This is a genomic window from Mesorhizobium sp. P2_F7, from assembly GCF_056403695.1.
In genome coordinates this window covers 1-13,024 of sequence record NZ_JBFUFA010000021.1, presented here as the reverse complement: position 1 = coordinate 13,024, position 13,024 = coordinate 1, and the positions used below count along the sequence as shown (strand labels likewise).

9 protein-coding genes are annotated in these 13,024 nt (G+C 58.9%); 2 read left to right on the top strand and 7 right to left on the bottom strand.

What is annotated here, in order from left to right; translation table 11 throughout:
• Positions 1–39 precede the first annotated feature (39 nt).
• The 6 genes from AC1DZ8_RS32165 to AC1DZ8_RS32140 all read right to left on the bottom strand — a co-directional run bounded on the left by AC1DZ8_RS32165 (position 40) and on the right by AC1DZ8_RS32140 (position 8,473).
• A complete protein-coding gene (locus AC1DZ8_RS32165) occupies positions 40–306 on the bottom strand; it encodes an acyl carrier protein (RefSeq protein WP_477310423.1) in 267 nt (88 codons plus the stop codon).
• 58 nt (positions 307–364) lie between these two features.
• Complete coding sequence (locus AC1DZ8_RS32160; RefSeq protein WP_477310425.1) at positions 365–1,918, bottom strand: class I adenylate-forming enzyme family protein; 1,554 nt, start codon at positions 1,916–1,918, stop codon at positions 365–367.
• Positions 1,915–3,933 carry an asparagine synthase (glutamine-hydrolyzing) gene (asnB, locus tag AC1DZ8_RS32155; RefSeq protein ID WP_477310427.1) on the bottom strand — a complete coding sequence of 673 codons (2,019 nt, stop codon included), beginning with the start codon at positions 3,931–3,933 and terminating at the stop codon, positions 1,915–1,917. The genes AC1DZ8_RS32160 and asnB overlap by 4 nt, the downstream gene beginning before the upstream one ends.
• Before the next feature lie 4 nt (positions 3,934–3,937).
• Complete coding sequence (gene nadE / locus AC1DZ8_RS32150; RefSeq protein WP_477310429.1) at positions 3,938–4,921, bottom strand: NAD(+) synthase; 984 nt, start codon at positions 4,919–4,921, stop codon at positions 3,938–3,940.
• On the bottom strand, positions 4,918–7,656 hold the full coding sequence (locus AC1DZ8_RS32145; protein WP_477310431.1) for an AMP-binding protein: 2,739 nt from the start codon (positions 7,654–7,656) through the stop codon (positions 4,918–4,920). The genes nadE and AC1DZ8_RS32145 overlap by 4 nt, the downstream gene beginning before the upstream one ends.
• A 508-nt stretch (positions 7,657–8,164) precedes the next feature.
• Positions 8,165–8,473 carry a VanZ family protein gene (locus tag AC1DZ8_RS32140; RefSeq protein ID WP_477310433.1) on the bottom strand — a complete coding sequence of 103 codons (309 nt, stop codon included), beginning with the start codon at positions 8,471–8,473 and terminating at the stop codon, positions 8,165–8,167.
• Positions 8,474–10,029: 1,556 nt separating this feature from the next.
• Here AC1DZ8_RS32140 and AC1DZ8_RS32135 point away from each other — a divergent pair.
• Positions 10,030–10,212, top strand: a complete 183-nt coding sequence (locus AC1DZ8_RS32135; protein ID WP_477310435.1) for a hypothetical protein — start codon at positions 10,030–10,032, stop codon at positions 10,210–10,212.
• A 1,460-nt stretch (positions 10,213–11,672) separates the two neighbouring features.
• Here the strand turns inward: AC1DZ8_RS32135 and AC1DZ8_RS32130 are convergent.
• Complete coding sequence (locus AC1DZ8_RS32130) at positions 11,673–12,041, bottom strand: hypothetical protein (protein WP_477310437.1); 369 nt, start codon at positions 12,039–12,041, stop codon at positions 11,673–11,675.
• Positions 12,042–12,371: 330 nt separating this feature from the next.
• Between AC1DZ8_RS32130 and AC1DZ8_RS32125 the strand changes: the two genes are divergently transcribed.
• The coding region (locus AC1DZ8_RS32125; RefSeq protein ID WP_477402308.1) for a glutamine--fructose-6-phosphate aminotransferase at positions 12,372–13,024 on the top strand (653 nt) is incomplete at its 3' end.

The following is a 13,024-nucleotide window of genomic DNA, read 5'->3' as shown; positions in this document are numbered from 1 at the left end:
CCACCTTCCCGATGTTGCCGATGCGGGAAACGTTGATAATCAGTTCTTTTTTCGGATGACGTACTGCGCAATCCCCTGAATGGAATCCAGGTTCTCAGGCAGCAGTTCGCTGTCCTCGACGATGATTCCGAAGGTTTCTTCGATGAAGCCGATGACCTCAAGCACGCCCGTCGAGTCGACGATGCCTTGGTCGAGCAGAGACGTCTCGCTCTCCAGGGCCTCAGCGTCGGCCACGTAGAAATTCGACGCCAGAAAACCGCGAATTTGCTCCCTGTAGATTTCTATTCTGTCCTTGCTAGCCAACATCGAATTATTCCTCCAGTTCTACAACGAAAATCCAAGTCAAATTCTTACGCGAACCGGCTCATGACAGGGCCGCCTTCTTGAGTTTTCCCGTGTCCGTCATTGGCAGGCTGGCTACAACAACGATCGACTTCGGAACCATGAAATTTTCCAGTCGTTTCTGGCACTCTTTCTGCAGTTGTTTTTCGCCGATGGTTCTTCCTTGCTCCATCACGACAAACGCCTTCACCGCCTGCCCGAGAAGGTCGTCAGGAACGCCGATGACTGCGGCTTCGCGGACCCCCGGAATATCCATCAACACGTTTTCCACCTCCTTCGGCGCGACCTTCTCGCCTCGGGATTTGATGATCTCGTCGCCACGGCCCACGAAGTAGAGGTAGCCCTCCGCATCAATCCGGCAGTAGTCGCCAGTGTACAGGACCTGTTCGCCCGGCAGAGGGCCGGGTTTGAGTTTTCTCGCGGTCGCCTCCGGCTTGCCCCAATAGCCTTTCATCACCGTCGCGCCGCGGATGACAAGTTGTCCAACGACGCCCGGGCCGACCCGTCGGTCGTCTTCGTCGACGATCCACATTTCCGTGTTCGGAATGGCGATGCCGACGCTCAACGGCTTTCGCTCGAGATCCTCCGGCGGCAGATAAGTGCAGCGCTTGCATTCGGTGAGGCCATACATCGAATAGATGCGCGCGCTCGAAAACAGCTCCTGAAGCATCAGAATGTGCTTGAGCGGGAGAGCTGCCGCCGTGTTGGTGACATAGCGAATGCTGGAAAAATCCTGATCCTTCAGCGATTTGAGCTCCGACAGGGCGGCGAAGATAGTGGGCACGCCGGGGAAACCAGTGACCCGCTCTTGCTTGATCAGTCCGAGGATCTGCGCCGGGAACGCAAATGAGCGTTCGAGTACCAGCCGAGCGCCAGTGCGAAACGCCATGAGCATCTGGTACAGTCCGTAGTCGAAGGCCAACGGCAGGACGTTGAGGATCACTTCGTCCTCGCCGAGCTCAAGGTATGAGGCGATCGACGTGCACGCGGTCATCATATTCCTGTGCGTCAACATCACGCCCTTGGGTTCGCCTGTCGACCCAGATGTGTAGATGATGGCGGCCAGATCGATGTCGATGCAGCGGCGCACCGGCGCCGTGCCGTGGCCGGCGGCCGCAATGTCCCAGCGCACCGCATTAGGCAACTGCATCAACTCGGCGTCATCGATGGACCCGGACACGATAACCCGGCGTAGTGACGGGCACTTGCGCGCGGGCTCGCTGAAGACCGAATGCAGATGGTTGTCCGTTATCAGCGCCGTCGGCAGGCAATCGTTGAGCAGGTAATCGAGCTTGTCGGTTTTTGTGAGCGGGTTGACGATGCACACCACGGCATTCGCCTTCAGCACCGCCCAGAAACTGACGACGGTCTCGACGGTGTTGTCGGCAAAGATCATAACACGATCGCCACGTATCACCCCGGCGTCTGTCAGATGTTGTGCGACAGCGTTGGCGCGTGCCTCGATCTCGCCATAGGTCAGACGTTGCCTTCCGCAGACCAACGCCACCTTGTCGCCGAGCCGGGCGGCGGAGTGGCTGAGATAGTCGTGCAACAGCGGTATCGCGCCATGCATCATGCCAACACCTCTTCCCGACGCTCGTGGTCAATATCGACGCTGAGCTCGACCTTTCGCGCGGCGCCAGGACGGCTGGCGATAAACTGCTGATGGAGGAGTTGTGTCGACAACACACCGACCAACGCCATATTGTCGGAATTGGACAGGTCTCCGTCGACCGTCCTGGCCTGACACTTGCCGAGCAGGCGCGCGACGGACTTCGGATCGAAGACGTTTGCCTCGCGCACCGCCGCCTCCGAAAGCGCTTCGCGGACATAGGCCGGTGCATCATCGGCAATAAAGCATAGTGCATTCGGTGCCCGGTACGGCTGCTTCTTGCGGGCCACGACTTCGGCCGGCAGAATGGGTTTCGCTACCCGCTTCAGCACATGCTTTTCATCCAGGACGCGCAGCTTGTATTCGGCCGGAAGCGAATTCGCGAGTTCTACAACGTCATCATCCAGGAACGGGAACCGCCCCTCGATGGAGTTCGCCATCAGCATCCTGTCCCCTTGGGAGGAAAGCAGGTAGCCCGACATCAGCGTTTGGACCTCGAGATACTGGTCTTGTGCCAGGGGCCCCCAGCCCGAAAACTCAGCGGGCAACCGAGCCAGAAGCTCAGACACCGTATTGCGCCGTTCTGTCTCGGCCCGCATATCGGCCGAGAACAATCGTTTGACGGCGCTGGTGGTGCGCCAGCGCGTGTCGTGCGCAAAGCCTGGCCCATCATAGGCCTGGATATCGCGCCCGAAAAACTGCCGCGCCATCGCTTGCTGATGGACCGGCGAACGGGTGAGATACGGATAGAGCCGCTCCAGCAGCCGCGCGCGTCGCGTCGACTCTGGCTGGCGTCCCCAGAAACGGCGCACCTTGCCTTCCCGGAACAGATCGTAGCCAGCGAACATCTCGTCGGCCCCTTCGCCCGTCAGCACGACCTTGATGCCATGCTTTCGCACCAGCCTTGAGAGCAGGAGCAGGGGCGCCGGCGCCGTTCTGAGGATTGGACGCTCGGTGTGGTAGATCACCTCAGGAAAGATATCGGCAATGTCGTTGCGCGAAACCACCACCTCGTGGTGCTCGCTGCCCGTCGCGCCGGCGACCAGCCGCTGGTAACGGGTCTCGTCATATTCGGCGTCGTCAAAACGCAGCGAGAAGGTCTGGAAGCGGTTTCCTGCGATGCCTCTTCCCAGCATGGCGACAAGAGAGCTGTCGAGTCCGCCGGACAGGTAACAGCCGACCGGCACATCTGCCTGCTCAATCCTGAGTGACGTCGCGGACTGCAGGGCGCTACGCACTTTGTCGACTGCATCATCGAGCGAGCCGGCAAATTCATGATGCGAGCTGGAAACGCCGGGATAGGAAGGCTTCCAGAAGGCGCGCTCGCGCACCGTGCCGTTCTCGTAGATGCGGACATGGCCTGGTCTGACTTCGCTGACACCCTGGAATACGCCTTGCGGCGGAACCACCGTCCAGAGCGTGAAAGTCTGGTCGATGCCGGTCGGATCGAAGGCTCTCGGTACAGCCGCTTCCGCCGCAAAAATGGCTTTCACTTCACTGGCGAAATAGAGGCGACCGGCATGCTCGCAGAAATGCAGAGGGCAGATGCCGAAACGGTCGCGCGACAGCACCAGACGACCGGCCAGCGAATCCCAGATCGCGACCGCCCATTGCCCATTCATCCGCTCGAAGGCGGCTTCGCCCCACGCGCGATAGGCGTGAATGACCACCTCGGTGTCGCTGCGCGTGCGGAAGCGATGGCCGAGTGCGATCAGCTTTTCCCTGAGCTCGACATAGTTGAAAATCTCGCCGTTGAAGACGATCCACGTTGTACCGCTGGTGTCGGCGAGCGGCTGCTGACCGCTCGACAGGTCGACGATCGACAGGCGGGCATGGGCCAACCCCGCGCGTTTGTCGCGATAGAGGCCACGTTCGTCCGGGCCGCGGTGAGCGAGGGAGCCCGCCATGCGCAGCAGCGCCTCACGCGACGGGGATGCCGCGGCAGCGCTCAGCGCCACGATTCCGGCGATGCCGCACATCCGGTCAGCCCTCGTCCATTGCAGTGACCGGCAGAGGTCTGGCGTGAAGGTAACGCGCTGCGCGCCGCTTGCTTTCGATGTCCTTGAAAACTTTCTGGACCTGGTCTTCGGTGAGGCCGGCAACCGCAGCGACCTCGGCGGCGGAAATACCGTGGTTCACGCCGTAGAGACACAAGTCGGTCAGGTGATAAGGCAATGCGAAATAGAATTCCTCCTGACTCTGCGCCATGGAGAAAGTGTCCGTGGTCGGCGGTCTGCTCCGAACCTCCGCGTCTATCCCAAGGTATTCAGCCAGTTGATAGACTTGCGTCTTATAAAGGTGAACGATCGGCAAGACGTCGGCAATGCCGTCGCCCTGTTTGACGAAGAACCCCTGGTCATGTTCCAGCCGATTTGGCGTACCCGCTACCGCGAAGTTGAGACGGTCCGCGTGGTAGTACTCCGTCATCTTGCGCACCCGCTGCTTGTAGTTCGTGGCAGCGACGATCTGCAGATAGGCTGCGGGCGACAAACGAACGGTGTCGATATTGCCGTCGGGGTCTTCGACCGTGAGGCGTGTTATGTTGAGGCCGTTGCTCTCGAGGACCGATGCCATCACCAGCTTGCATTTCCAGCCGTCGCCATAGGCCGGAACGACCGTCCTGATGGCCTCGACCTGGCGGGAGTAGGCGCCGATCCCCTCCAAGGCCGGCGTGATGTTTTCAAGGATCGAGTCAATGCCAAGTTGCGCTGCGACCGTGCGGCCAAGCCTTAGCGAATCCCCTGAGGAATGGAGCTCCGGCATGAAGAGGCCGAGGACCTTGCCTTTTCCGAACGCGCGAACGCTAAGCGCCGCGACGACGGAGCTGTCGATGCCGCCGGAGAGTCCGACGACCACCCCTCGGCGCCGGAGGGTGCCGAAGACCTGCTGGCGCAAGATTTCAATGATGCGATCGACCTCTGCACGAGCATCGAGCACCAGCGTATCCTTGCCGAATCCCGAGATCACGTCGATGACCTGTCCTCCCCCTGGCGAAACTCTTCTGGCAGATAAGTCCGCGCCACGGCCGCCTCGATGAGGGGGCGGTTCGAGGCGACATGAGGTTCTGAGACCATATCGATGTGGCTGCCGACGATCGGAATCACATCCAGGTCTGCGAAAGCACTGTCCCAGCCAATGGCTCGAGGCATTCCTGGCCGAGCGCAACGGAATAGGGTGCCCGTGATCGGCAGTGTTGGCTTTGGCATCTGCAGCCACTGCCAGAATGCCCGGGCTCTCAAAACTTCCTGAAGTTCCAGTTTGGCCCTGAAGCTCGTAGCGTTGAACTTATCCTGCGCATACCGGTCGAGCATGCGAGCGACTTGCGCCTCGTAGCCCATCCTGACCGTGACTTTTGCAAGGGCACGGCAAGCCATCCGGTAGGCCGTGATGCGATTGGTTCGGATTCGATGGTATGTGCGGGTAATCGTCTCCCGATAGGTGCTCCGTTCGCCGAGAAGGCTGGTGTCAAGGATGCCCAGGAATTTCACGGTTCTTCCGACGGCCAGTAGCCGCGAAGCGACTTCAAAAGCAACAACGCCACCGAGTGAATGGCCGAGGAGTCGTACGTTACCCGCAGGCTGAGCGCGGTTTATTTGAGCGAGTGCGGCGTCAGCCATGGCGCCGACGGTGTCTTCGCCCTGCAATATCATCGCCAGGGCAGGATACCGGACCGGGACCACTCGCGCCGTCTTGCCCATAGAGGATGCGAAGGCGGCAAGGCTTGGGCCGTAGCCGACCGACCCAGGGAGCAGGAAAAGAATTGGAGGGTGGTCCTTGCGCGCATTGGCTGGCTCGTTGCCCGCCTTTGCCGTGGCAACCGCCTTCACCATCTCGTCGAAGGTCATCCCGACAGTGAAGGCTTCGAGGTCGAGTTCCTGTCCAATGACACCCTCGATTTCCATGACGCAGTGCAACAGCTTCAGCGAATCGCCGCCTGCATCATCCCAACGCCCGGCGGCGGCGCGGGTATTGAGAATTTTGGTCCAGGCCCGCTGCACCACCTGATGGACATTCTGCTCCCGTCCGGCAGTCGAGACCTGCGGACTCGGGGCTGTCCTGATGCTTGCACTGTCCAACGCGGCAAGCCTCGCTATGTCGACCTTTCCGTTCGGCATGCGTGGAATTTCGGTCAGCGCATGCAACCTCAAGGGACATAGGGGTGGCGGCAGAGTCACTCTGACAAGCTGGCGAAGGTCGTCGGAAAAGTTGGAACTTGCCGGCCCCCGTGGTACGGCGAAAGCGACGAGTTCAGTAGCCGCTGTCACAATGGCCACGGCGTCCTGGACAGAGGGCACGCTGCGCAATACCTGCTCCAGTTCTGCCGGTTCGACGCGTCGGCCATTGATCTTTATCTGGCGTCCCTTACGGCCGACGACCTGCAGCAGGCCATGCTTGTCCAACTGGACGAGGTCACCAGTTTCAAAGACGCGGAGGGCTGGATTGCTTGGATCCGAAGCTACGGGCACGACGGCGCCGTTTTCCCAATGGCCAAGCAACACATAGGGGCTTCTTATGACGAGTTCTCCGGTCGAGCCCGGCGGGACGCGCCGTCCCTCGTCATCGACAATCGCAAATGTAATTCCTGGAAGGAGCCAGCCCACCGGCACCGACGCGCCTTGCTCTGGCCAGTCGTTCGGCAAAAACCATTGCGAGCCAGTGGTCTCTGTTGATGAGTAGCCGATCTGGACCAGGCAGTTGTTCGAGGCCGCTTGGCGCAGCAGCGCAATATCAGCCCACGAAACCTTCTCGCCCCCAATTCGAGCCACCCTCAGTGTGCGGAAGGCATCCTCGGACCTGTTTGCCAAGAGTGCGCGCAGCAGCGCCGGCACCAGATAAGTGACCGTCACGCCTTCGGACTGGATCCGGCCGAGAAGGGCGCGCAAGCCTATTGCTTCGACCTCGACAAGATGAAGGGTGGCACCTGTGAGAAGGGCAGCGAGCACCTCCCGGCATCCGGCGATCGTGGCTGGCCCCGTCAGGGGCAAGAACACGTCAGTCGAGTCGATGTGGCATGCGTCGACATATTGCTGAACTCGCCACAGAAGACTGCGCTGACTGTTGACAATGCCTTTGGGGCGCCCGGTGCTACCCGAGGTGTAGAGCACGATTGCCGGCGAATCGACGGAGACGGAAAAGGACTGGGGTATCCGATCGATTTTCGGTGCAGAGCGAGGCACAACATCGATCCAACGGACAGCTTGCGGCAGACCCGTCGGGCGTACATCGCCATCGCCTATGACAGCCAATAGGTGCGCTGCAGCCACGATTGCATTGATCCTCGAGTCTGGATCCCTGGTGTTCAGGGGCACCGAGGGCCGCCCAGCGGCCATGCTCGCCAGCATTGCCAACGGGTAGAAGGCCGAGTTTGCTTGAAGAATCCCGACCGCCTGTCCGTCGGGGACGATGGCGACGATTTGGCTGGCCAGCGCCTCAACGGCCGACAGAAGTTCCGAGTAGGTAAAGCGATTGGTTCCGTCGCTGACTGCGAGTTTTTCGGGATACTGCCCGGCGATGCTTCGCAGATGATCGAAGACGGCAATATCGGCAAAATCCGCGCCCATCCGATGATAAGGACGCAGGACGGGACCGCCCTGATCGAGTGCGTATTCTGGCACGTTCGACCATGTACCGGAGGCCGCTGGTTGAAAACCCAACTCTGGATCCTCAATTACCCTTTCAGATCCGAAACTGGCTGGTGACATGGCTGGCTCACGCTGAAATCAAGGTCAGTTATCGCCGCCCGCATGAATCTTTTCATCGATCATTCTGATGATGCTGAGAAATACTCGCCGCGCCATGTGGGGTGTGTTCGTGCTGGCAGGGCGATGTCCGTTGCGGCTGATGATCAGACGCCAGGCGTAGTGGATGCGGTTCCAACCGGCCGATCGAGCCAGACGAGATTGTCGTCAACACGGTCAATGGCCAGTGCAGCCGACACCTCGTCTTGCTAGAGCATTTCCAGGAAAAGTGTGTGCGGTTCTCTCGCGAAAAGCGCGAAGCGCTTTCCCTTGAGAATTGCGTAAAAACAAAAAGATAGAGCGGCTCTCCAATTCCGTGAAACGGTGAAACACTCTCAAGCGCGAGCAAAACCGTCTATCGCCCATCGTGTGGGCAATTCGCGACAAGTCTCAAACGCGAAGTCTTGAGAACTGTTGACGACGTGTGGCCCGCGCTTGGCTAGCCACCTGCGCTAGCCAGGCTTCATCACATTTATCGCAATGCGCCAACCAGCCTCGTAATCAAGCCAGCGACGACCAGGCCGCAGATCATGCCCGCGCAGTCGGCAAGCCAGTCGAACACATCCCTGTCACGCGCTATCAATTGCGTTCCCTGAAGGATCTCGATCGCTGCACCTATAAGAAGCAGAAAAACAACCAGCCTTGCTTTTTGCTCGGGCCAGCCGAGACTGCCAAGGGCCGCCAAACCCGCAAAGGCGGCAGCATGGTTGAGCTTGTCATGATTGGACGTGAAGGCCATGTCGAGAATCTCGAGGAGCCGCTCAGGCAACAGCGCGAGCAAGAGAACACCCCCCAAAGTAAACGGAAAGACCGTCCTTGCCACGATCGGATAAGAGTCTACGCGCAACAATCGGCTTTGATCCTTGATCCGAGATTGCTGCGGCCATCGATGGCGCAGCGTTAACTGGCGGCAGCATTTTCAGCTTCCGTCCTCCAGCATGCCGACGCATCGGCCAAATGAATGACGATCCGCGCGTTGGTCAAATTTCACAACGAGCGGTGAAACAGGTTAGAATCCACCGGGCGCTCATCTCGCAATCCAGGGCCATGGCCTGGGAACCGATTGCTGCCTACCGGCGCCCGTCAGATATTTCATGATCCCGAGGACACCTGCAACCCGCACGATCGGCACTTGAGCGAACTGCCTTGATCCAACATGGGCTCTTGTCTTCCATGGAGCATCCAACAGTGCGGACATTGAGGCACGCCCTCAACAATGGGCTTGTAGGTGTATACGCGCGAACCTGCAGCGGCATTGTTGTCGAGGTCGGCTCTCAGTTTTGCCCTTGCTTCGTCGTGCAGGGTTAGCTCGCGACGCAGTTCGTCAGCCCTTGTGTGCTTGTCGACCGAGATCCGTTCAACCTCAGATTTTAGCGTATCCCTAACACCGACCATTTCACGATCTCCTGCCTGTACGTCCCTGTGTGCTGATGCATTTCAAGAATCGCGAACGTGTCAGAAACGTCTTCGTTGATTACAATAAAACCTGAGGTCGTGCCGGATGCCGCCGCTGTTTAATCCGAGTCAGCAGTGCTGGTGATCTTGAAACCACCACAATGTGGGGAGCTTCACTTACTCCAACATGTACCCTGCGCTATCTTCTGCGAGGGAGCCAAGACTGTCCTGCATTGTAGGATGGCCCAGCGGCTCGCGTAGGGACTGGGCAGCGGTTGGCCGCTGGGCCTAACCGGCGGGCATTGGGGTCGCCGGCTGACCAATTTATGCATCCGGGGGAAATGCGAGCGAAACATGCGAACGAATTACGTGAGCGACAGAATTCAGGACAGCGGCGCTTCGCTATCTTTGGCACTCGCTACGGGACGTGGGGTTTTGCGTTTGGCGGTAGCTAGCGATGACCGCAGAAAACGGCGATCAACCCGCTCGGGCGAAAACGGCTTCAGCCAGTCATGGGTAAGTCACTGGGAACCAGGTACCCGCCTTCCAGCAAGTCCAAGGCATCCAAGGCTTCGTCGCCTTGCAAATGGGCCAAGGGAACGCCGTCTATATGGACAATTTTCTGGTCGTCTACGCCGTAGACTTCCCACAATTGATCCGCGCCCCTTCGGATGGTGTGTCGTCGCTCCATGAGCCGACCATAGGGGCGGCGGTTGAACTTGGGTAGGAACAAATCTGGGACAAACAAATTATAGTAGTGGAAAACTTAACCGTCTTGATTGTGTCCGCCGACAAATGCAACCCGGATAGTCCACCGCGAAGGTGAGACAATCATGCGCAGCTGACTGAGGAGGTTCGATTGCCGATGTTGGGACCACAAAGCCTAGGACCTGGAATGGTTTCTCAGTGAGCGTGCGGGGCCTGAACTTTCTGCAGAGATGGATGGACGACAATCTTCCGCACCATTCGTCATCTGATCCAAGTTTGGCGCGAGAGCTTGCGGAACGAGCAACCACAGATGCAAGAGGGGCGGGAATTCCACCCGAAGAGATTTCAGAGGAGGTGGGTAGCCTGTTCACGACCATGCTTGAGGCACTCGAAAGTCGCGACCGCGAAATTGGCTGAGAATAGCGATAATCCTGGCAGGCTGTCCGCGGCCCGCCGGACCTGACGCCAGCGCAATGTTAAACGGATGCGCTGCCAGGCAAAACTAGGCAATCAATTGTCGCTGGGCACGTCGTTTCCCCATCTCATGTCTTCGAACGATGAAATGGCCGACCGGAATGTCGATAGTTCAGGCGAGAGTCCCAAAATCTCGGTCTAGCGTTGGTTGCTGTCAGCGCATTAGCAGTAGCCGGGCACAAACACTGGTCTACCTAGACAGGGTAGGATTTTTTGCGCCGAGGCCAACTAGTACAAGGAAGCAACATCGATGACAGCAACAGGCCTTTACAGGTGTCCAGGAAATCCTCCATGCGCATGTGTGATGGAAGACAAGAAGGCCAGCTACGTTGACGCGGTTCACTATCGCGAACGTGGGTATAGGCCGGACTTTGAAAGCTTACCTTGGGAAGGCGAATACAGGGCAGCAAAGGAAGGACGCAGGCAAGCCAGTTCGTGAGCCCTCCTTGGGAACGGTGGCGTCGGCGGGGTTTGACCTAAGCAGCGCTTTTCCGATTTCGTAAGCTGCGCATCGGTCGACAGCTGATTCCAAGCTGGCGTGTCCAACCCATCGCTATCGCATGGATCCCAACCAAGCAGCGGCCAGGTACCACCATAGGATGCCCGATCTTTGGCAAGCAGCGGTGATCTGCAGCGGCCCGGCGCTCTCATGCCGGGGGAGACAGTAAGCGCACCGGGCCTCACCGGAGGGCAGCAAACACCCCGGCTGACCAAGAATTTGCGCTGCTCCCGATCTCAGCGAAGCATCTAAACGAAGGATCATTCAGGCCAAAACCTGAGAGAATCCGTGTCAATCCGAACACTCCGTCTTCGAGTTGGCCAGGCCGGGCTTGGTAGCCTTTTCTCGATGCGAGAGTGGCGGGTTGGCGTGTGAAGGAAGAAACATTGGATGCACCGAAGTGGCGCATCGATTGGATGAAGTGCTTCCCAGCGGCCCACGACCTCAAAGATCGATGGCCTGTCGCACCAAAATCAGCGCGCTCGCTATAGCCCTTGCGCTGCGAAAAATCCGAAGAGCAAAATTCCGTTGCCGAGCACGACGAGAATTTCAAACCCTTGGAGGGATCCGTCCGCTTGATCGGGTGTGCTCGTTGTCATTCGGAACAGGAATCGATTTGTGGCGACGATTGCGGCATACGAAATTATCAGCACGCCAAGCCAACTTAAGTTCAGCATGTGAACCTCCATCTCGATAGGAACGACCCAAACTGAGTCAAAGTTTCCAGATTTCGAGATACAGATTTCTCCGCCGATATTCGTTCTTGATGATTGGGAAATCCAAACCGCAAGCCTGTGCCAGCGATCCCAGAGGCGCGGGTTGGTACCCACCTCAGCCCGACTAGAGACATGACTCGCCCGTAACCGACGAGCCCCTCTGATTATTCCACGCGGGACCTCTCGCGCTATTTAAGACTGCCAGCTGGCACCGGCTGGCGGACTCTTTTCTGAGGGGATTTCTTTCGCGGCTTCCGTTTGTCTACTAGATCTTCCATTTCAGGTGCCGACCGCACCAAGAGCGCTTGGGCCGTTGCCGTGATAGCTGCCAGTGTGTCTGCCATGCCCTCGGCGACCTCGGTAAGAAATACGAACTGGTCAGACGTTCCTTCCGAAAAAGGATCGGATGCCTGCGATTTCATCTCATTCACGAGGTGCTGCACCTCTGAGAGAATGACGTCGCGTTCGGGATGCCGCGCGATCATGTGCGCTAGCAATCCTTGAATGAGCATCACGGCGCCCACTGTGCGACCGTCACCGGTAAGAGTTTGTGTCATCTGCTGCCTTTGCACCGGATATCGACTATGCCCCTTAGATCACATAGGCCCTTCTCTCAACCAGGCAACGCAGCCTCTGAAGAGATGCTCGGCCCTTTTTCCGCACCATAGGGCCAAGAGGGTCGCGGTCGCCACCCAGGGGTGATCGTACGCCGCATTCTGAGCCGATAGCCGTAGCAGATCACTATTCCATTCAAAGGCGCGCTGTTGTTCGGCGTCAGATTAACCTTAATCTGCTCCTTCGATTGAACGATCAGATCGTGATCAAGCGGGGATAATGTATCTGTTGCAGCAACTCGGCCAGGGTTCGCTGACAACAGGAGCAACGCCATGTGCGGCATCGTTGGGATTGTCAGCCAGCACCAGGTTGCGCCGCTCATTCTCGCTACGCTGAAGCGGCTGGAATATCGCGGCTATGACTCAGCCGGGGTCGCCACCGTCGAGCATGGCCGTCTCGGCCGCCGCCGCGCCGAAGGCAAGCTGATCAATCTCGAACGCCGGCTGAAGGATGAGCCGCTCGACGGCACCATCGGCATCGGCCACACGCGCTGGGCAACGCATGGCGTGCCCAACGAGACCAATGCGCATCCGCATTTTTCCGACGGCGTTGCCATCGTCCACAACGGCATCATCGAGAACTTCGCCGAACTGCGCGACGAGCTGATCCGCGACGGCTATGCCTTCTCGTCGCAGACCGACACCGAGGTGGTCGCACATCTGGTGGCGCGGGAACTCGCCAAAGGGCTGAAGCCGATCGAGGCGGCGCACGCGGCGCTGAAGCGGCTCGAAGGCGCCTTTGCGCTGGCGATCATGTTCACGGGCGATGAGGATCTCATTGTCGGCGCCCGCAATGGCCCGCCGCTCGCCGTCGGTCATGGCGAAGGCGAGATGTTTTTGGGCTCCGACGCCATCGCGCTCGCCCCGTTCACCAATTCCATCACCTATCTCGAAGACGGCGACTGGGCGGTGGTGCGCTGGTGCGC